The sequence below is a fragment of the Enterobacter cloacae complex sp. 677-3DZ2D5B genome, from assembly GCF_004136695.1.
In the GTDB taxonomy this organism is placed as follows: Bacteria; Pseudomonadota; Gammaproteobacteria; order Enterobacterales; family Enterobacteriaceae; genus Enterobacter; species Enterobacter hormaechei_C.
Genome location: NZ_QFLS01000016.1, coordinates 75,831 through 96,740, shown reverse-complemented (window position 1 = coordinate 96,740; position 20,910 = coordinate 75,831). Strand labels below are relative to the sequence as shown.

Here is a 20,910-nt window from a genome sequence, read left to right as displayed (position 1 = left end):
CGGCTTCGCCTTATCCGGCCTACGAACGGGTAGGCCCGGTAAGCGCAGCGCCACCGGGCAATTGAATTAAACGCCAAACTCTTCGCGGTATTGACGCACCGCCGCCAGATGATCAGCCATCTCAGGCTTCTCTTCCAGATACGCAATCAGATCTTTCAGGGTGATAATCGACGTCACTTTGCAGTTGTAGTCGTGCTCCACTTCCTGAATAGCAGAGATGTCGCCGCGCCCACGCTCCTGACGATCGAGCGAAATCAGCACGCCCGCAAGCGTTGCACCGTTAGCCTGGATTATCTCCATCGATTCACGGATCGCGGTACCTGCGGTGATCACGTCATCCACCAGCATCACGCGGCCCTGCAACGCGCTGCCTACCAGGTTGCCGCCTTCACCGTGGGTTTTGGCTTCTTTACGGTTAAAGCAGTACGGTACGTCGCGGTCATGGTGCTCCGCCAGCGCCACCGCCGTGGTGGTTGCGATTGGAATGCCTTTGTACGCGGGGCCAAACAGCAGGTCGAAATCAATCCCGGAATCCACCAGCGCTTCGGCATAGAAGCGGCCTAACAGTGCCAGGTCGCGCCCGGTATTAAACAGCCCGGCGTTGAAGAAATACGGGCTTTTACGCCCGGATTTCAGCGTGAACTCGCCAAACTTAAGTACCTGCTTGTTAAGCGCAAACTCAATAAACTGGCGCTGATACGATTTCATGGATTTGCTCCTTTGTCTTTTCAGTCTTACAGGCAAAAAAAAGGCGACTCATTGGTCGCCTTAAAATCAATTTTCTAACGCCGCTTTCTGCGTCGCTACAATAGATTCGATTCCCCCTCGGGCCAACGCCAGCAAGGTGAGCAGTTCTTCGTGGGTGAATGGCTCGCCTTCTGCCGTACCCTGCACTTCAATGATGCGACCATCTTCGGTCATCACCACGTTCATGTCGGTTTCTGCGGCAGAATCTTCAACGTATTCCAGATCGCAAAGCGCTTCGCCGTTAACGATACCAACGGAGACAGCAGCAACCATCCCTTTCATTGGGTTGGTTTTCAGCTTACCGGCGGCAACCAGCTTGTTCAGGGCGTCTGCCAGCGCCACACAGGCACCGGTAATAGAGGCCGTACGCGTGCCACCATCGGCCTGGATCACGTCGCAGTCCAGCGTGATGGTGAACTCACCCAACGTTTTCAGGTCAACCGCGGCGCGGAGCGCACGCGCGATCAGGCGCTGAATCTCCATAGTACGGCCGCCCTGCTTACCTTTTGCCGCTTCACGGGCATTACGGGTATGGGTTGCGCGCGGCAACATACCGTATTCGGCGGTGATCCACCCCTGGCCCTGACCTTTCAGGAAGCGAGGCACGCCCTCTTCAATGGACGCGGTGCAAAGCACCTTGGTGTCACCAAACTCAACCAGCACGGAGCCTTCAGCGTGTTTTGTATAGTTACGGGTCAGGGTGACGGGACGCACCTGGTTGGCGCTACGACCTGCTGGACGCATGATGGATTCTCCGGCTTGAAACGAATGTGGCTGCGCATTATACGGATAAAGGACGCTTATTCCTATCCTGAGAAGCCCCTGAAAGCTATAATCCCCCCATCTCTCCTTTAAAAACGGGAATGTCTATGATCCGCAGTATGACCGCCTACGCCCGGCGTGAAATCAAGGGTAGCTGGGGTAGCGCTACCTGGGAAATGCGCTCGGTAAACCAGCGCTATCTGGAAACGTATTTCCGTATGCCGGAACAGTTCCGCAGCCTGGAGCCTGTGGTGCGTGAGCGTATCCGTACGCGTCTGACCCGCGGGAAAGTGGAATGTAATTTGCGTTTTGAGCCTGATGCCAGTGCACAGGGCGAACTGATCCTGAACGAAAAGTTGGCAAAACAGCTGGTTAATGCGGCGAACTGGGTCAAAATGCAAAGCGATGAAGGCGAGATCAACCCGGTTGATATTCTGCGCTGGCCTGGCGTGATGGCCGCCGGAGAGCAGGATCTGGACGCGATTACCGCTGAGATCCTGGCTGCACTCGACGGCACGCTGGACGACTTTATCGTTGCCCGCGAAACCGAAGGCCAGGCGCTGAAAGCGATGATTGAGCAACGCCTTGAGGGCGTGAGCGCCGAAGTCGCTAAAGTGCGCGCTCATATGCCAGAAGTGCTGCAATGGCAGCGTGAGCGTCTTGTCGCCAAACTGGAAGAGGCGGAAGTCCAGCTGGAAAACAACCGTCTGGAACAAGAGCTGGTGCTGATGGCGCAGCGTGTGGACGTGGCTGAAGAGCTGGATCGTCTGGAAGCGCACGTTAAAGAGACCTACAACATTCTGAAGAAGAAAGAAGCGGTAGGCCGCCGTCTCGACTTTATGATGCAGGAGTTCAATCGCGAGTCGAACACGCTGGCGTCTAAGTCTATCAATGCAGAGGTAACCAATTCAGCGATTGAACTGAAGGTCCTGATTGAGCAGATGCGCGAGCAGATCCAGAATATCGAGTAATTCCTTTCAGGGTGGTATTGCCTCGCATACCACCCATTACTTTTTCTAATCCTTTCTTAGCCCTACTTCCTTTCTATCCCGCCTTATATCAAGCCTGCCTGGCATGCGTTGATAATTTTCTGTAGGGCAAACTCCCTCACCTTAGAAAATCTCAATCGTGATCTTCCGCACAAATCGCTAATCTCCTTCTCTTCATTCCGGAGGGTTTATGCTGCTTCACATTCTTTATCTTATTGGCATTACCGCAGAAGCCATGACCGGCGCGCTCGCTGCCGGACGTCGCCGTATGGACACCTTCGGCGTGATTATCATTGCCACAGCCACCGCGCTCGGCGGCGGGTCCGTACGCGATATCCTGCTTGGCCATTATCCGCTCGGCTGGGTAAAAAACCCTGAGTACGTCATTATCGTGGCAACGGCAGCCGTGCTAACCACGATTGTGGCCCCGGTGATGCCTCATCTGCGCCGCGTGTTCCTGGTGCTGGATGCGCTTGGGCTGATTGTTTTTTCCATCATTGGCGCACAAATCGCTCTCGATATGGGTGAAGGCCCGGTTATCGCCACCATTGCTGCCGTGATCACGGGCGTGTTTGGCGGGGTGCTGCGGGATATGTTCTGCAAACGTATCCCGCTGGTTTTCCAGAAGGAACTGTATGCCGGCATCTCCTTTGCCGCGGCAGTGCTTTATGTCGCCTTGCAGCACTATGTCACCAGCCACGATGTGGTGGTTATCTCCACCCTGCTGTTTGGTTTCACCGCGCGTATGCTGGCATTGCGCCTGAAGCTGGGCCTGCCCGTTTTTCATTACAAACACAATGCGCATTAATGTCAGAACGGGCAGGCGCCGGATAATCAGTTACTCGAGTAGTTGTAACCGTAGTGATGATAGCCGTAGCCGTAAGCGTTGCTTGCCCGCTTAACGACGCCGTTGAGAATCACCCCTTTGGTATTGACGCCACTCTGCTCCAGACGCTGTACACAGACCAGCATCTCCTTCACGCTGTTCATCCCGAAGCGGGCGACCAGCAGCGTGGTGCCTGCGCGACGGCCGACAACCGCCGCGTCGGTGACCGCCAGGATCGGTGGCGTATCGATAATCACCAGATCGTAGCGTTCATTCGCCCAGTCCAGCAGCTGCTGGAAACGCGTATGCATCAGAAGCTCCGCCGGATTAGGAGGGATCTGCCCGCGCACGATGGTATCGAACCCGCCTTTATCGAATGTCTGAACGCCCTGGGTATACTCCGCCTTACCGGACAACATCTCCGACAAGCCGCAGGTATTGTCGAGCTTAAACAGATCATGGGCATACCCGCGACGCATATCCGCATCAATATAGAGCACTTTCTGGCCCGCCTGCGCCACGACGGCCGCCAGGGTACTGCTGACAAAGGTTTTACCGCTGTCAGGCGTGGCGCCAGAGATCATCAGTATATTGTTCGCTGACTCCATCATCGCAAAATGCAGACTGGTGCGCAGGCCGCGAATCGCCTCCACGGAGAGATCGACCGGATTATCCGCCGCCAGGAAGGGGATATGTTTGGTCTTATGGCGCAGCCCTGGGGACATAAAGTCTTTTTTACGCAAACGCATCTTTTTAGCCAGCCATTCTGACAGCGGTACGGTGGCATAGACGTTAATCCCATGCTCCTCCAGCTGCTCCGGCGTTTCAATGCCCATACGCAGCATACTGCGCGCCAGGATCCAGCCCGCAGAGACGAACAGACCCAGGAGAACCCCCAGAACGACGACCAGCGCTTTTTTCGGCTTGACTGGCTGCGGCCGGGTCACGGCCGGATCGATAATGCGGACGTTACCAATTGCGCTCGACCGGGCGATGCTCAGCTCCTGTTCGCGGTTAAGCAGCTGCTGGTAGATAACGCGTCCCGACTCCACATCACGGCTCAGGCGCAACACCTCCTGCTGGGTTGACGGCATGGACGATACCCGTTTATTCAGGCGATTTTTTTCCTGCTCCAGCGTCTGACGTTTCTCAATCAGCGCCCGATAGGTGGGGTGATCTTTTTTGTAGAGCTGCGAAATTTCCGCTTCCCGGAAGGTCAGTTCATTGAGCTGATTGTCCGCATTCACAATCTGCTCCAGCACCGCTTTTGCCTCCAGGTTCAGGTCAACGGAGTCGTTTTGCTGGCGATAGCGGTTGAGCTTCTCCTCGGCCTGGTCCAGCTCGCTGCGCACCTGCGGAAGCTGCTGCTTCAAAAATTGCAGGCTTTTCGCATCCTGCGCCGCCTGGCGAGCCACGTTCTGTTGTAAATAGTTGTCGGCGATGCAGTTAAGCACGCGAGCCATCTCGTCGGGGTCTTCCCCCGTGATGGTCAGGCCAAGCATCCCGCTGTCCTTGCTGCGCTCGCTCACGGAAAAACGCAGCTGTAGCGCGTCAATGGCCTCCAGCTCACTCTGCTGTGTAATCGTAAATTGCGTACCCGGCTTCGCCTGGATATCGGCAATGGTAATGGCGATATTCGCCGCGCTCAGGGGTTGTCCCACAACGCCCTGTAACGTCACATTATCGCCTTCCAGCTGATAGTGGCCCTTCTCGCCGACGGTCAGCGTCAGCTTTTGCGCCCGGCCCGCGACAGGGGGAAGATTGAGCATACGGATATCGACGATGCCAGGCTGTTGGCCGGTGAGCCGCGCCCAGCCGCGTCCGACAAGGGGAAAATAGTTTTCACTTACCTGCGTGCGCAGGTTAAGGTCATCAATCGTTTTACCGAGGATCATGCGCGACTGGAGAAGCTGAAGCTCCGGTGCCGACTCCGGCGAGGAGTCAGGGATGAACTCGCTAAGGTTACTGAGTAGCGCGTTGCCCTGCTTCTGTTCCACCTGTATCAGCGCATCGGCCTGATAAACCGGTGTGGCAAAGAGCGCATAAAGCAGGGCCACCAGCGTGAACAGCGCGGTAAGGATGAGAATGAATTTTCGGTGGTCGAGCAGCTCACCCAACAGGCGCACAAGATCGATCTCGTTATTCGCGGCAGACGCATCATGGGCGTGAAGGTTATTTGTTGACATAAAACGTAACTATCCCGTGTGATTAACTGAGCCGTTTCGCCCATTCCAGACTGGCCTGCTCCAGCAGCCCATAAACATATTCAAATGCGTCCCGGTTTTTACGGTAGGGGTCCGGGATCTCTTTTCTGCCCGTCCAGTGACCAAAGAGCATCATTTTGCCGCGCGCCTCCGGTGCGATAGCCGTGACCTGCTCGATATGTTCCAGCTCCATCGCCAGAATCAGATCGTAGTCGCGCACCATGGCGGGGGTGAGCCTGCGCGCCACGTGGCCCTCAAGCAGGGTGCCGCGTTCGGCGGCGATCTCTGTCGCCTGTGAATCGGCGGTGCGCCCTTCCAGGCCACACGTTCCCGCTGAATCGACCCGGGCAGCGGGAAGCAGCCGGCGCAGCAGCCGTTCCCCAATGGGAGAGCGGCAGATATTGCCGGTACAGATCACCAGGATGGCGTTAAACGTTAGTTTGGCCATGTTCTGATATATCTCCCTGTTTCAGTCAGGTCATGTACGCCGGTAATGGTCGGCACAAGCTGAGAGATCACGCGGTTCCAGCGCACCAGCGGCGCGGTGGTGACATAGACGATGTCGTAAGGCTCAAGCTGAAATTCGGTGCTCAACACCATCGCGGTGGCATCCCGGGCGTTAAGCTGGTAGACGTTGGCGATTTTGCCGTTCTGCTTGCCCTGCAACGGACGAATCACAAAGATTCCGGTGGCGTCGGCCATATCCTGATTCACGCCCTGTGCATTACCCAGCGCTTCCGCCAGCGTCATGCCGCTACGGTCCATCTTCAGGGTGCTCTGTTTACCCACCTCGCCCATGACAAACACTTTCAGGTCGTCATTACGGGGAATGAAGAGAATATCGCCCGGATAAAGGAGTTTGTTCTGGGTGAGATCGCCGCGCTGCATCAGCGCGTAGAGCGAAATGTGCGTGTCCTGGCCGTTGTGGGTCAGCACCACATGGCGCCAGTCCGCCTCAGATGTCAGGCCGCCAGCCGCATTGATCGCATCCATTATCGTCAGCGGAATGTTGGTGATGGGCTGCTGGCCCGACTTAGCCACTTCGCCCGTCACGTAGGCTTTTTGCGAGCGGAATGCCGCGACGCTGACATCCACCTGCGGGCTCTCAATCACCGAGTCCAGCCGGGCGGCGATCTCATCGCGCACCTGGGCCAGCGTTTTGCCGACGACGCGGATTTTGCCGATATAGGGGTAGAAGATCGTGCCATCGGCATTCACCCAGTTGCCCGTATCGCTGGCGCTGCGGTACTGACCTGCGGGGGTGGTCAGCTCCGGGTGGTCCCAGACGGTAACCATCAGCACGTCGCCGACGCCGATGCAATATTGGTAGTTCTGAAGCTGGCGATCCAGTTCAGGATTCGCGCGGGAGTCGACTTTGCCAGGCAGCAACTGCTCCACCAGCCCCGGCGTGAGGGGATAGACGTTGACCATCTTATTCAGATCGTAATTGCTGTCAGGCAGATCGATAATATCTTTGCCCTGGGTGCTAAGTCCCTGGCCCGGTACGATAGTACAACCGCTTAACGCCATCATAGCCAACGCCAGCACGGAAAATTTAACGTTTTTCATTCAGGAAAATCATCTGGTTAAGTAATGCCTGTTTCATCCGGTACTACTGCCCTACCGGGGTTTCGCGTTCTGACGTCATGTCATAGAGCTGATATTTACGGCCTAACATCTGGCCGCCATCACGCGTGAGAGGCGTCCACGAGACTACCGCCCGGTTGCGATTTGGGCCGATCGTCATCAGATCAAGCGGGATCGAGATGTAGAAGCCTTTGCTAAAGCCACCTTCGCCATAATCCTCTTTCGAGACGTTGGTCAACGCCGCCCAGACGCCTACCGTCACGCCGCTGTCGAATCGTTTCGCGACGTCGAGGGTGGCGCCTTTATCCTTCGCCAGGTACTGCCCGACGCTCAGCTTCATTAGCACACTGTTGAGCTTCGCCGGGTTCCAGTAGGCGGTGATAAATCCGGTTGGCACGCTGTAGTCGGTGAAGCGCATCATGTCGTCCCAGTCGCGCTGCTTGACGTAATTCGCATCCACGCCCAGCGCCCAGTCGCTATCCAGCGGGCGCCAGAGCGCCTCTGCTCCCACGCCGCCGTACATGGTTTCGAGGTAGCCGCCATAAATCTGGGCATAGAAGCCGTTCCCCAGCGCATCGACATAGTTGGCTTGTAAGTTGTTGATGTAGACGTCATTGCTGACATAATCGCGAATATGGGTTCTGACGCGCGGCAGGCTGGAGTCAGCGGGAAGTAGCGAGGATTTGAACTTGTCGTAGTTGTTATAGAGGTTGGCGAACACGCCGCCGTCGAGCAGCAGACGATCGGTCAGCCAGTAGCTGGCGCTGGCCATCACCCCCACCTGGAACATATAGAAATCTTCCGGACCGCCCAGCGACTGCGCCAGCGTCGGTTTAACGCTGTAGCTGAAGCGATCGGCGCGAATACGGTAACCACGCCCGAATGCTGTGGTATCCACAGGCTCGACGCGCTGCTGCCTGAGCGCCTCCTCCTGGCCGAGCGGCTGCCCCGCCAACTGTTTGCGCAGGCTGGCGACATCGGTTTGCGTCGTGACGAGCGGCAGATGATCACGCTGCTGGGTGATAGCGATCGTGTCGACCCCGTCGGGCAGGTTATTGATCAGAATACGGTTGGCACGATCCACCGCTTCGCGCGGATCGCGATAGCGATACTGTTCGCCGGTCATGTATAAGGTATTGCCGTGCTGAAGGATCTCCGGCGCATCGAAGCCTGCGTTGTACTTAAGCGCGGTGAGCTGGTTCGCCGCAGAGGTATAGTCCAGCGTCTCGCCTGCCGGTGCCGGTTGCCAGGCCGGTTTCGGGTTATCACGCAACGCGGGGCGCAGGTCGTTAAAGTTGGTCCGCAGGGTGAAGCCAAACATCAGCGTATTGCCGCGCTCGTAGCTGAGGTTGAGATCGGCCCAGTCGGCAACGCGATAGACCGCCCCCACGTTAATATGGCTCGACTGCTTAATGGAGCCGGCAAAATCATCGGCATAATTGTTGCCGTCATACTCAAGCTTCAGGCGCAGGGGCTGCCAGGGCGTCTGATACTGGAGGCCGCCAAACAGAGACGCCGGACCACGAAACATATCGCTAAAGCTGATATCTCCGGCATCATGCGACTCGCCGCGGGTGCAATACTTATTGTTGTCATGGCAAAGCGGGTTACCCACGTTGTCGCTATTACCGGGATATCCCCAAGCTATTCCAAAGGTAAAATCGACCGGTCCGGCCATTTTACTGGCAACCAGATATTCACCATCGAACAGGCCGGTGCCTGCAATATCACGCTTGCCGAGCGCCACCTGCGGCAGGCTATAGTCCTCTTCCCACAGACGAACTTTAAAGTCGAACGACTTATCCTTGTAGCTTTGATCGCCGCTGAAATCCTCGTCGCTGCTGTATTTACGGGTGCGGACGTCGGTATAGCGAATTGTCCCTTCCAGCCACGGGAAGAGCACGACCGAAGAGGAGTAAAAACGGTACTGGTTGTTATCGCGGTAGTTGACGCTGAATTCCCCTTCCCGGCCAAAGCGCGCGTCGGGCATTTGCATCAGGCCGGTGCCGCCAAAATCGGACTGTGACGGTCCGGTCGGATCGGGCCAGGTACGCAGCTCCGCGTGGCAGGCAGAAGAGATCGCCAGAGCAAGGCCGCTCAGTAAAAAAAGTTTGTTCATCAGTCAGGTATCCGCCGCGTCAGGAGCGCAATGATTTGCTCATTCAGACCGGTAAAATCGTCCGGTACCGCCCGGGGATCAAACCCCACCCACAGAACAGCGCCCGGCTCTGCTTCAATATGGCGTGCGTTCCAGTACGCCACCGGCGCAACAACCGTACTGCCGTCAGGATCGATAACGGTTACGTTATTCCTGTCGGCGCCGGCCAGCCGCAACTGCCCCTGTAAGTAGTCCCGGATGCTTGCGCCCGGTCGCCAGGCCCGTTTCCCCGGCGTGACGACCGCCCCCATCAGCGTGACGGTACGGGGCGCAGGAGAGAGCCACAGATCGTAACGGCCCTCAAGGGAGCGATCGCCGCGGGCGTCGGTACGCACGGCATCTGGGTCGAGGCTGACAAACTGCCGCCCGACGATCCGCAGGGAGCGGATCTGTGCAGCGACAGCGCGAATGGTCGCGATCCGCTCGTCATCGGCGCGATTCTGCCAGGCTGAAAGCGACGCCAGCACCTGCTGTTGCGTCTGTTGCGCGCGCAGCGTGGCGGAAGGGGTTGCGATGACAGCCCCCTGCCACCAGACGTTGTTCAGCTGCGGCTGGGTGACCAGCCGGGAGAGCGTATCAGCCGGTTCAGCAGACCACGTTTTGCCCGGCTGATGCACGGTAACGACGCTTGCGCATAAGGCGGACAGGCTGAAGAGAGATAGCCCTACGCCAGGTAACCATTTTCTGAGTCTGTTCATGGGGCGGGCTTCAACATCGTCATGGCGACAGGGAATACGCCCGCGCCGAGCATCTGTTCGCTCTGGCGTACCTGGCCGGTAGCGGAATCAATCCAGAAGGTGTTATGCCAGCGACGATCGAGGCCGTCGGCCTGCACCGCCTCCTGCCAGACCTGACAACGTAGCGTGTTTCCGGCAAGGGTCAGGTTTTCCGTCCCGCTCAGGGAGAAGCGCGAGGTCAGGTGTGCGGAGCGATACCGCCCCTCTTCCTGCCAGCGCACATCACGCGACCACTGGCTGCCGTCGCGGAGCTGCGGCGTGTGGCGCAGCGGATCGTGCTCAAGATTGGTTACCTCAAGCAGGTTATAAGGAAGCTTGAGCGTGTGGATAAGGCGACCGTTATGCGTGACGATCATCGCATTATCCTGCGATAACCATTTACTGTTTCCCTGTTCGATGTATCCGAGAACCACCAGGATCCTCGGGCCATTATCCAGTCGCAGGTACATGGTTGAGTATGGGAGCGCCTGAATCTGCCCGTCCGTTACCGTCACATCCTGGCGCCCGTCCAGACTGGCGTTAAAGGTCTCAATAATGCTCTGCTGGCTCGGCGTACACCCCTGGATCAGCAGAGTCACGATGAGCAGAATAAACAGTCTCACCAGAAATCCTTGATTAAATAACATTGAAATCAATCAAATACCCGGCTTTGATATCGACGCCGGGTCAAGTCGTTGCGCTGTTCAGCGCAAGGCTATATCGCCTTGCGCACCAGCCTTAGCGGGTAACTGTCGTCGTGGAAGTACCATTGCTTGAGTCATCGCCACTGTCGCTTGCCGCGACAACGGCTAACGTCGCTACGCCGGCAATCGCAGCGGTGGTGACAACAGCGGTTGTCCCAATCGCCCCTGCCGCCAGTCCCCCCGTAGTGCCAGCGGTAGTTCCCACCGTTGCTCCGGTTGTTGTTCCGGTTGTTGCTGCGCTGGTGCTACCTGCTTCGGTGGTAGCGCCTATAGCAGGCAAGGCAGTCGCCAGCGTGAGTGCCGTCAGCACTGTACAAAGCGTCCTTTTCATTTTTGGTCCTCATTCAAATGAAGGAAAATATGAGCACCTGGAAACCAGGTCCCGGTTAACGGGCATAAAGCCCGGGGCTGAATTCCGGCCCGACAGGGACGGAAAATCATCCATGTAAAAGCCCTGGGCTCTGAACACCAGCGCATATAAACCGCCAGGATATATTTCGGTACCCTTAATTGCTTCAATTGGAGTTCAGATAGTTAACTCCCTCACGGGGTGCAAAAAGAAAGGAAAACGCAGAAGTGATGCAAAATGCACCCCAGCGGTAACTACCTTAAAAATTTTGGATAAGATAATTCTTATAATAATTTGACGCAATGATTTCCGGCAGAATAAATATGACCAATTGTTAACCAGAAAAAACTCAATATATTATTAATTAAACATTTAACCAACTGAAATTAAAAGCAAAACCACGTCAAGCAAACAGACTACATCACCTATAACGCCTTCATTACCGGCTAGTGTTCTCGATTAATAATGATTGAGATCAATTAAACCAACCTCTCGAGAAAAATAAAAACACAAGCAGAGTAAACCCTGAAATCAGGATCGGGAATAATATTTCCTCAAAATATATTTATCATGAATAATTCATTTATATTCATAATTACTGCGTATATAAACCGCGTCTCATAAATACGCTATTTCACGGCAGCGAAAATGTTTTCCTCCCTCGCCAGTCTGTTCAGGAGCGCATGCAGATTAAAATCCACCGATGTGCTCTGCGGCCAGCCACTTTGCCAGGGCATCAATCTGAGGCTGATGCAGCCAGTTTACGATCGGGCGGGCTTTCTCCTGCCCGACACCCGGTAGCAGCCGCCACTCCGCTTCGCTTCGCTGAATCAGCGCCTGCCAGGTGCGATCCCCTGCCGCCTTGAGCGTCGACCGGGCCAGCGGTATTCCCATCGCGGTGATCCAGCGGATAAAAGGACGCTCCCGCGCCAGGTTAAACTGATGCCACAGCGCAGCGCCATGCGATGCCGATATCCCCGGCGTCGCGGTGAGCTGCGCCTGCGTGAGCTGTAGCCAGGAGAAGAGGTGCTCAAACCGATGCGCCTGATAGAGGGTCCGCCATCCTGATTCGCCCATACCTTCAATATCTAACGCCTGCCTGGAACTTAGCCACGTCAGCCGGGCAAAAAATTGCTCCATGCACTCCGGGGAGGCATAGAAACAGGTTAAGCCGTTATAGCGCGATGAGGGCGACTGTGGTTTACGGCGATCCACATTGCGCCACACCACGTTATCCAGCCGGGGAATACCTTGTCCCGCCAGGCTTACCAGCACCTGATCGCCGGGGGCAATATCCAGCCTCTGCCAGCGGTTAACTGACCCTAAGCTGACGCGCTGTACGTGTTTATCGTCGAGCATCAGCGGCTCAAGCTGCGCAATCGCGGTGATCCGCCCGGTACGGCCAACGGTAAAGTGAATCGCTTTGACTTCCGTCACCTGGGCCACAGGAAGGTATTTCCATGCGACGACCCAACTTCCTTCCCCCGGCAGCCACTCCTCGCCCGGCGGCTCTGCCGAGGCGCGGACCACGATGCCATCCGTGGCGAAGGGCAACGAAGCCTTAAACCAGGCCGTCCGCTGCGCTTCCACGTCAGCCGCGTTTTTAACCGGCAGGGTATAGCGCGCCGTCAGGGTAAAACCAGCCTCCGCCAGCGCGGAAAGGCGTGCTTTCATCACTTTTGGGCCGTTCGGCCAGGCCCAGATAAAAATGCCTGTCTGCTTCAGCGCTGCGCGATCGGTCGCGCGCATCATCGCCCCCGCTACCTTCGCACGCGCGTTCATCCCCCCCATCCGCTGCTGGATATGCCCCTCGCGCAGCAGAAAAAGTTCCCCCTGCAACACGCTGTTGGCAAGCGGCCCGGCCAGTGTTTGCGGAATAGCGGGGATCATTCGCGCCTGTGCCGTCCACTCTTCCCCCTGTAAGCCGTCGCCCCGGCTGATCGCCTGCGCCAGCTTGCCGTTTTTGTAGACCAGGGTGACCGCAACACCATCCACCTTTGGCTGTACCCAGAGATCCTGCTGCGTCGCCATCCAGCGGCTAAGCGCCTGCTTGCTTTCTACCTTATGCACGCCGGTATGGGCGAAGGGATGCTTCACCGTCCCGCTGGCGGCAGGAGGATCGTCGTGCAGCGGCTCATCGTGAAAACAGCGCTGCCACTGCTTTAAGCGGGCGTTAAGCCTGTCGTAAACGTCGTCGCTCACCTCGCTGCTGCCCTGCTTCCAGTAATCTTCATTCCAGCGGGTCAGCTGCGCCTTCAGGGCCGCGATCTCCTGCCCGGCTTTAGCCGGTGACCAGACCGGGCAGATAGCCATCGCCCCGCTGCTTAAGAAGATCATCAGTATGCTTATCCATTTCACCATTATTACCCCTCCCTGTTTTGCGAAGGGTATACCCTGCCCGGGAGCCGCAGACCAGCTGCAAAAATGCATTTTACGAGCGCGCTTCAGCGCATTGTTTTTGTTGCAGCAAAAGGAAGGTAAAAGCTGAAAACGGCACGCAAAATTTAATCATCCGGGGGAAAAAGTGTGACAAAGACTACGTCACACAGCGGCGACGTGTATAATAAGCCCGTATGTAGGACTTCTTCGTTAACACATACAAAAGACTCTCATGGCTCAAGGCACGCTTTATATTGTTTCTGCCCCTAGTGGCGCGGGTAAATCCAGCCTTATTCAGGCACTGTTAAAAACCCAACCGTTGTACGATACGCAGGTTTCTGTTTCTCACACCACGCGAGCACCGCGTCCGGGTGAAGTGCACGGTGAACACTATTTCTTTGTAAATCACGACGAATTCAGAGCGATGATTGGCAGAGACGCGTTTCTTGAACACGCAGAAGTATTCGGTAACTACTACGGTACTTCGCGTGAAACCATTGAGCAGGTTCTGGCGACCGGCGTGAACGTGTTCCTGGATATCGACTGGCAGGGCGCGCAGCAAATTCGTAAGAAAATGCCTGATTCGCGCAGTATCTTTATTTTACCGCCATCGAAAGATGAACTGGATCGCCGCCTGCGTGGTCGCGGCCAGGACAGCGAAGAAGTTATCGCGAAGCGTATGGCGCAGGCTGTTGCAGAAATGAGCCATTACGCGGAATATGATTACCTTATTGTGAATGATGATTTTGATGCCGCGCTGAGCGATCTCAAAACTATCCTTCGCGCAGAACGCCTGCGTATGAGCCGCCAGAAGCAGCGACATGACGCATTAATCACCAAACTGTTGGCAGACTGAACCCACTTTCAGTATCATGCCCAGTCATTTCTTCACCTGTGGAGCATTTTAAGTATGGCACGCGTAACTGTTCAGGACGCTGTAGAGAAAATTGGTAACCGTTTTGACCTGGTGCTGGTCGCCGCGCGTCGCGCTCGTCAGATGCAGGTAGGCGGTAAAGATCCGCTGGTACCGGAAGAAAACGATAAAACCACCGTTATTGCACTTCGCGAAATCGAAGAAGGTCTGATCAACAACCAGATCCTCGACGTGCGTGAGCGCCAGGAGCAGCAAGAGCAGGAAGCCGCTGAATTACAAGCTGTTACCGCTATTGCTGAAGGTCGTCGTTAATTAAACCTGCGGGTCGCCCTTGTATCTGTTTGAAAGCCTGAATCAACTGATTCAAACCTACCTGCCTGAAGACCAGATTAAGCGTCTTCAGCAGGCGTATCTCGTTGCACGTGACGCTCACGAGGGCCAGACACGTTCAAGCGGTGAACCCTATATCACGCACCCGGTAGCGGTGGCCTGTATTCTGGCCGAGATGAAACTCGACTACGAAACGCTGATGGCCGCCCTGCTGCATGACGTGATTGAAGATACCCCTGCCACCTACCAGGACATGGAACAGCTGTTTGGCAAAAGCGTTGCCGAGCTGGTGGAAGGGGTCTCTAAGCTTGATAAGCTGAAATTCCGCGACAAGAAAGAGGCGCAGGCCGAAAACTTTCGCAAGATGATCATGGCGATGGTGCAGGATATCCGCGTCATCCTCATCAAACTCGCTGACCGCACCCACAATATGCGCACGCTGGGCTCACTTCGCCCGGATAAACGTCGCCGCATCGCCCGTGAAACCCTCGAAATCTACAGTCCGCTGGCGCACCGTTTAGGTATTCATCACATTAAAACCGAGCTGGAAGAGCTGGGTTTTGAGGCGTTGTACCCGAACCGCTATCGCGTGATTAAAGAGGTGGTGAAAGCCGCTCGCGGTAACCGTAAAGAGATGATTCAAAAGATCCTCTCTGAAATCGAAGGGCGTTTGCAGGAAGCGGGCATTCCGTGCCGCGTGAGCGGTCGCGAAAAGCATTTGTACTCTATCTACTGCAAAATGGTGCTCAAAGAGCAGCGTTTTCACTCGATCATGGATATCTACGCATTCCGCGTGATCGTCCACGACTCGGACACCTGCTACCGCGTGCTGGGGCAGATGCATAGCCTGTACAAGCCACGCCCGGGGCGCGTCAAAGATTACATCGCCATTCCAAAAGCGAACGGATACCAGTCTTTGCACACCTCGATGATTGGCCCGCACGGCGTTCCGGTTGAGGTGCAAATTCGTACCGAAGACATGGATCAGATGGCGGAAATGGGTGTCGCGGCACACTGGGCCTATAAAGAGCACGGTGGTGAAAGCAGCACCACCGCGCAAATCCGCGCCCAGCGCTGGATGCAGAGCCTGCTGGAGCTGCAACAGAGCGCAGGTAGCTCGTTTGAATTTATCGAGAGCGTTAAATCCGATCTCTTCCCGGATGAGATTTACGTTTTCACGCCGGAAGGGCGCATTGTCGAACTGCCTGCGGGCGCGACACCGGTCGACTTCGCTTACGCCGTGCATACCGATATCGGCCATGCCTGCGTAGGTGCCCGCGTCGACAGGCAGCCTTATCCGCTGTCGCAGCCGCTCTTCAGCGGACAGACGGTGGAGATCATTACCGCGCCGGGGGCACGTCCTAACGCCGCCTGGCTGAACTTTGTCGTGAGCTCAAAAGCGCGCGCAAAAATCCGCCAGCTGCTGAAAAACCTTAAGCGCGACGACTCCGTTAGCCTGGGGCGTCGTCTGCTCAATCACGCGCTGGGTGGCAGCCGCAAACTGGCAGAGATCCCGCCAGAAAACATTCAGCATGAGCTGGAGCGTATGAAGCTCGCCTCGCTGGATGACCTGCTGGCAGAGATTGGTCTCGGCAACGCCATGAGCGTGGTCGTGGCGAAGAACCTGCAACAAGGTGAAACGACAGCCGTTCCTGCCACCACGCAAAATCATGGTCACCTGCCGATCAAAGGCGCTGACGGTGTGCTCATCACCTTCGCCAAATGCTGCCGTCCTATCCCAGGCGACCCGATTATTGCGCACGTCAGCCCGGGTAAAGGGCTGGTGATCCACCACGAATCCTGCCGTAACATCCGTGGCTATCAGAAAGAGCCTGAGAAGTTCATGGCGGTCGAGTGGGATAAAGAGACGGCGCAGGAATTTATCACTGAAATCAAGGTGGATATGTTCAACCACCAGGGTGCACTGGCGAACCTGACGGCAGCGATTAACACGGCCTCGTCCAACATTCAAAGCCTGAATACGGAAGAAAAAGATGGCCGCGTTTACAGCGCCTTTATTCGCCTGACCGCCCGTGACCGCGTGCATCTGGCAAATATTATGCGCAAGATCCGCGTGATGCCGGATGTCATTAAAGTCACCCGTAACCGAAACTAGCATTATGAATTCAAAACGTTACGAGCGAATCTGCGAAATGCTCGCCAGGCGTCAGCCTGATCTGACGGTCTGCATGGAGCAGGTCCATAAACCTCATAACGTCTCTGCTATCGTCCGCACCGCAGATGCCGTCGGCGTGCATGAAGTCCACGCCGTCTGGCCAGGCGCACGTATGCGTACCATGGCCTCCACCGCCGCAGGCAGCAACAGCTGGGTATCCGTGAAAACTCACCAGACTATTGGTGAAGCGGTCTCGCACCTGAAAGGGCGTGGCATGCAGGTTCTGGCAACCAACCTCTCTGCTAAAGCCGTGGATTTCCGTGAGATCGACTACACCCGTCCGACCTGTATTTTAATGGGCCAGGAGAAAACGGGGATCACGCAGGAAGCACTGGATTTGGCCGATCGGGACATCATCATTCCGATGATTGGCATGGTCCAGTCACTCAACGTGTCGGTCGCCTCAGCGCTGATCCTGTATGAAGCGCAGCGCCAGCGTCAGAATGCCGGAATGTACGAGCGCAGCAACAGCATGCTGCCGGAAGAGGAGCAGCAGCGCCTGCTGTTTGAAGGTGGCTATCCGGTGCTGGCTCGCGTTGCGAAGCAGAAGAAATTGCCTTACCCCCACGTCAACGCGCAGGGCGAAATTGAAGCCGATGCCGAGTGGTGGTCCACCATGCAGTACGCGGGATAAATCATGAAAGGCCGCCTGCTGGACGCTATACCGCTCAACAGCCTGACGGGCGTGGGCGCGGCACAAAGCAGTAAACTGGCGAAGATTGGCCTGCACACCGTGCAGGATCTCCTGCTCCACCTCCCCCTGCGTTACGAAGACCGTACTCAGCTTTATAAAATTGGCGATCTGCTGCCCGCTATTTACGCCACCGTTGAAGGGGAAGTGCTGAACTGCAACATCACCTTTGGCGGACGCAGGATGATGACCTGCCAGATCAGCGACGGCACCGGTATTCTTACCATGCGCTTTTTCAACTTCAATGCGGCAATGAAAAACAGCCTTGCCACTGGACGACGCGTACTTGCGTACGGTGAAGCCAAACGGGGCAAATACGGCGCGGAGATGATCCACCCGGAATACCGCGTGCAGGGCGATCTCAGCTCACCTGAGCTACAGGAGACGCTCACGCCGGTCTATCCAACCACTGAAGGCATTAAGCAGGCTACGCTGCGCAAGCTCACCGACCAGGCGCTGGAGCTGCTCGATACCTGCGCCATTAACGAGCTGCTGCCGCCGGAGCTGGCGCAGGGCATGATGAGCCTGCCAGAGGCGTTGCGCACCCTGCACCGCCCACCGCCAACGCTTCAGCTTGTTGATTTAGAGAGCGGTAAACACCCCGCCCAACGGCGTCTTATCCTTGAGGAATTACTGGCTCACAACCTGAGCATGCTGGCCCTGCGCGCAGGTGCGCAGCGTTTCCACGCGCAGCCATTAAGCCAGCGTGATGAGCTCAAAGATAAGCTGCTGGCCTCACTGCCGTTTAAACCCACCGGCGCCCAGGCGCGGGTGACCGCCGAGATCGAACGCGATATGGCGCTGGATGTGCCGATGATGCGCCTGGTGCAGGGCGATGTGGGTTCCGGTAAAACGCTGGTCGCCGCGCTGGCCGCTTTGCGCGCTATCGCCCACGGCAAGCAGGTGGCGCTGATGGCACCGACGGAACTGCTGGCCGAGCAGCACGCCAACAATTTCCGTAACTGGTTTGCCCCGCTGGGAATTGAAGTGGGCTGGCTGGCCGGGAAGCAGAAGGGCAAAGCGCGCCTTGCGCAGCAGGAGGCGATAGCCAGCGGGCAGGTGCAGATGATTGTCGGCACGCACGCCATTTTCCAGGAACAGGTGCAGTTTAACGGCCTGGCGCTGGTGATTATCGACGAACAGCACCGCTTTGGTGTTCATCAGCGTCTGGCGTTGTGGGAGAAAGGTCTGCAACAGGGCTTCCACCCGCATCAGCTGATCATGACCGCCACGCCGATTCCGCGCACCCTGGCGATGACGGCCTATGCCGATCTGGATACCTCCACCATCGACGAACTCCCCCCGGGTCGTACGCCGGTGACAACGGTCGCCATTCCGGACACGCGCCGCAGCGACATCATTGACCGCGTGCGCAACGCCTGCACCCACGAAGGACGTCAGGCTTACTGGGTCTGTACCCTGATTGAAGAGTCTGAGCTGCTGGAAGCGCAGGCTGCCGAAGCCACATGGGAAGAGTTAAAGCTCGCCCTGCCGGAGCTGAACGTCGGTCTGGTTCACGGGCGCATGAAGCCTGCCGAAAAGCAGGCGGTGATGCAGTCGTTCAAACAGGGTGAACTGCATTTACTCGTTGCGACCACGGTTATCGAAGTGGGCGTGGACGTGCCGAACTCCAGCCTGATGATTATTGAGAACCCGGAGCGCCTGGGCCTGGCGCAGCTCCACCAGCTACGAGGCCGTGTGGGCCGTGGCGCGATCGCCTCTCACTGCGTGCTGCTCTACAAAGCCCCGCTGTCGAAAACCGCGCAGATGCGTTTGCAGGTATTACGCGACAGCAATGACGGCTTCGTCATTGCGCAAAAAGATCTGGAGATCCGCGGCCCGGGTGAACTGCTGGGCACGCGTCAGACGGGTAACGCCGAATTTAAAGTGGCGGATTTGTTGCGCGATCAGGCCATGATCCCCGAAGTACAACGCCTTGCGCGTCATATTCATGAACGCTACCCCGAACAGGCGGCAGCGTTAATTGAACGCTGGATGCCGGAAACCGAGCGGTATTCCAACGCCTGACGATCAGCCAAACATCGGCAGCATCAGGTAGAGCTTAATGACCAGCGCGTTGACGATATCAATGAAGAATGCCCCCACCATCGGCACCACCAGAAACGCCATGTGCGACGGACCGAACCGTTCAGTGATCGCCTGCATGTTTGCGATGGCCGTTGGCGTTGCCCCCAGTCCAAACCCACAGTGACCCGCTGCCAGTACCGCCGCATCATAGTTTTTGCCCATCATGCGCCAGGTAACAAAGATGGCATACAGCGCCATAAACACGGCCTGTACCGCCAGGATCGCCACCATCGGCAGCGCCAGCGAGGCCAGTTCCCACAGCTTGAGGCTCATCAGCGCCATCGCCAGGAACAGCGACAGGCTGACGTTCCCCAGCACGGACACTGCGCGCTCAAAGACGCGGTAGAAGCCCATCTGCGCCAGACCGTTGCTCAGGATCACCCCGATAAACAGCACGCAGACAAAGGTTGGCAGTTCGAAAGCCGTTCCCGCCAGCCATTGCGCAACGATTTTGCCCACGGTGAGGCAGATAGCAATCATGGCGATGGTTTCAATCATCACCAGCGAGGTGATACTACGGCCAACGTCCGGTTTTTCAAATGCGGTCGGCACCATTTCATCGTCTGGCCTGCCTTCCGGCGTGGTGGAGTGTTTCACCAGATAGCGCGCCACCGGGCCGCCAATCAGCCCGCCAAGCACCAGGCCAAAGGTCGCGCAGGCCATCGCCACTTCCGTTGCGTTTTCAAAGCCATAGCGTTCGATGAACAGCTTGCTCCACGCCGCGCCCGTTCCGTGGCCACCTGACAGGGTAATCGACCCCGCCAGCAGACCCATCAGCGGATCCAGCCCCAGCAATGACGCCATACCGATGCCGATGGCGTTTTGCATCAGAAGCAGGCCCACCACAACAATCAGAAACACGCCCAGCACCTTGCCACCCGAACGCAGGCTTGCGAGGTTAGCGTTCAGGCCGATAGTGGCAAAGAAGGCCAGCATCAACGGATCTTTCAGGGACATATCAAAATCGATTTCCCAGCCCATGCTTTTTTTCAGTACCAGCAGGGCCAGCGCCACCAGCAAACCACCGGCGACGGGTTCAGGAATGGTGTACTTTTTCAGCAAGGAAACACTGTGTACCAGCTTGCGACCAAGCAGAAGAACCAGCGTTGCGGCAACAAGGGTCGACAACGTATCGAGATGAATCATAAAAGGCTCCTGTTATGCGCGTATTCCATACACACGCGGCGTTATCCTGGGCCGGGTGATGCTCGTCATGAGCCGCCGGCGCGAAAAGTGTAATTTTTTTTTCCTGTTCGTTGTAGAAAAGCTGCTCACACCGGCAGATTTTCTCTCTTTTTTTTGCTGGCAATCGTTTGCTTTTACCAGGTGG

The 20,910-nt window shown here is 56.6% G+C and carries 18 protein-coding genes; 7 read left to right on the top strand and 11 right to left on the bottom strand.

Going from position 1 to position 20,910, the window contains the following annotated elements:
* Positions 1-66: 66 nt before the first annotated feature.
* Together pyrE and rph are read right to left on the bottom strand one after the other, a co-directional pair.
* Positions 67-708: an orotate phosphoribosyltransferase gene (gene pyrE, locus DD597_RS20530; RefSeq protein ID WP_045342685.1), complete on the bottom strand. Its 642-nt coding sequence runs from the start codon at positions 706-708 to the stop codon at positions 67-69.
* A gap of 66 nt (positions 709-774) precedes the next feature.
* Positions 775-1,491, bottom strand: a complete 717-nt coding sequence (rph, locus tag DD597_RS20525) for a ribonuclease PH (RefSeq protein ID WP_015570044.1) — start codon at positions 1,489-1,491, stop codon at positions 775-777.
* A gap of 125 nt (positions 1,492-1,616) precedes the next feature.
* Between rph and DD597_RS20520 the strand changes: the two genes are divergently transcribed.
* On the top strand, positions 1,617-2,480 hold the full coding sequence (locus DD597_RS20520) for a YicC/YloC family endoribonuclease (RefSeq protein WP_003860907.1): 864 nt from the start codon (positions 1,617-1,619) through the stop codon (positions 2,478-2,480).
* Between the two features lie 208 nt (positions 2,481-2,688).
* On the top strand, positions 2,689-3,306 hold the full coding sequence (locus DD597_RS20515) for a trimeric intracellular cation channel family protein (protein WP_015570045.1): 618 nt from the start codon (positions 2,689-2,691) through the stop codon (positions 3,304-3,306).
* Positions 3,307-3,332: 26 nt separating this feature from the next.
* Here the strand turns inward: DD597_RS20515 and etk are convergent, their stop codons facing one another.
* The 8 genes from etk to ligB all read right to left on the bottom strand — a co-directional run bounded on the left by etk (position 3,333) and on the right by ligB (position 13,403).
* Positions 3,333-5,510: a tyrosine-protein kinase gene (etk, locus tag DD597_RS20510; protein WP_045332964.1), complete on the bottom strand. Its 2,178-nt coding sequence runs from the start codon at positions 5,508-5,510 to the stop codon at positions 3,333-3,335.
* A 22-nt stretch (positions 5,511-5,532) separates the two neighbouring features.
* The gene (locus DD597_RS20505; RefSeq protein WP_015570047.1) at positions 5,533-5,976 is read right to left on the bottom strand and encodes a protein-tyrosine-phosphatase; all 444 of its coding nucleotides are present in this window, start codon (positions 5,974-5,976) and stop codon (positions 5,533-5,535) included.
* Positions 5,964-7,097: a polysaccharide export protein gene (locus tag DD597_RS20500; protein WP_003860914.1), complete on the bottom strand. Its 1,134-nt coding sequence runs from the start codon at positions 7,095-7,097 to the stop codon at positions 5,964-5,966. The genes DD597_RS20505 and DD597_RS20500 overlap by 13 nt, the downstream gene beginning before the upstream one ends.
* A 43-nt stretch (positions 7,098-7,140) precedes the next feature.
* Positions 7,141-9,234, bottom strand: coding sequence for a YjbH domain-containing protein (locus DD597_RS20495; RefSeq protein WP_072163320.1), 2,094 nt, complete (start codon positions 9,232-9,234; stop codon positions 7,141-7,143).
* Positions 9,234-9,971, bottom strand: coding sequence for a capsule biosynthesis GfcC family protein (locus DD597_RS20490; RefSeq protein ID WP_045332966.1), 738 nt, complete (start codon positions 9,969-9,971; stop codon positions 9,234-9,236). The genes DD597_RS20495 and DD597_RS20490 overlap by 1 nt, the downstream gene beginning before the upstream one ends.
* On the bottom strand, positions 9,968-10,612 hold the full coding sequence (locus DD597_RS20485) for a YjbF family lipoprotein (RefSeq protein WP_023323966.1): 645 nt from the start codon (positions 10,610-10,612) through the stop codon (positions 9,968-9,970). The genes DD597_RS20490 and DD597_RS20485 overlap by 4 nt, the downstream gene beginning before the upstream one ends.
* A gap of 115 nt (positions 10,613-10,727) precedes the next feature.
* Positions 10,728-11,024: a hypothetical protein gene (locus DD597_RS20480; RefSeq protein ID WP_022650140.1), complete on the bottom strand. Its 297-nt coding sequence runs from the start codon at positions 11,022-11,024 to the stop codon at positions 10,728-10,730.
* A gap of 708 nt (positions 11,025-11,732) precedes the next feature.
* A complete protein-coding gene (gene ligB, locus DD597_RS20475) occupies positions 11,733-13,403 on the bottom strand; it encodes an NAD-dependent DNA ligase LigB (RefSeq protein ID WP_129256551.1) in 1,671 nt (556 codons plus the stop codon).
* Positions 13,404-13,653: 250 nt separating this feature from the next.
* Between ligB and gmk the strand changes: the two genes are divergently transcribed.
* Genes gmk through recG form a run of 5 tightly spaced genes read left to right on the top strand, consistent with a single transcriptional unit; the run spans position 13,654 to position 19,520 of the window.
* A complete protein-coding gene (gene gmk / locus DD597_RS20465; RefSeq protein WP_006177710.1) occupies positions 13,654-14,277 on the top strand; it encodes a guanylate kinase in 624 nt (207 codons plus the stop codon).
* A gap of 54 nt (positions 14,278-14,331) precedes the next feature.
* Positions 14,332-14,607 carry a DNA-directed RNA polymerase subunit omega gene (gene rpoZ, locus DD597_RS20460; RefSeq protein ID WP_000135058.1) on the top strand — a complete coding sequence of 92 codons (276 nt, stop codon included), beginning with the start codon at positions 14,332-14,334 and terminating at the stop codon, positions 14,605-14,607.
* A 19-nt stretch (positions 14,608-14,626) separates the two neighbouring features.
* Entirely contained in the window at positions 14,627-16,741 is a 2,115-nt protein-coding gene (gene spoT / locus DD597_RS20455) for a bifunctional GTP diphosphokinase/guanosine-3',5'-bis pyrophosphate 3'-pyrophosphohydrolase (RefSeq protein WP_003860921.1), read from the top strand.
* 4 nt (positions 16,742-16,745) lie between these two features.
* Positions 16,746-17,435: a tRNA (guanosine(18)-2'-O)-methyltransferase TrmH gene (gene trmH / locus DD597_RS20450; protein WP_003860922.1), complete on the top strand. Its 690-nt coding sequence runs from the start codon at positions 16,746-16,748 to the stop codon at positions 17,433-17,435.
* A 3-nt stretch (positions 17,436-17,438) separates the two neighbouring features.
* On the top strand, positions 17,439-19,520 hold the full coding sequence (gene recG / locus DD597_RS20445; RefSeq protein WP_015570052.1) for an ATP-dependent DNA helicase RecG: 2,082 nt from the start codon (positions 17,439-17,441) through the stop codon (positions 19,518-19,520).
* A gap of 3 nt (positions 19,521-19,523) precedes the next feature.
* On the opposite strand, the gene gltS is transcribed toward recG, so the two are convergent.
* Positions 19,524-20,726, bottom strand: coding sequence for a sodium/glutamate symporter (gene gltS, locus DD597_RS20440; protein WP_099543946.1), 1,203 nt, complete (start codon positions 20,724-20,726; stop codon positions 19,524-19,526).
* Between the last annotated feature and the right edge of the window lie 184 nt (positions 20,727-20,910).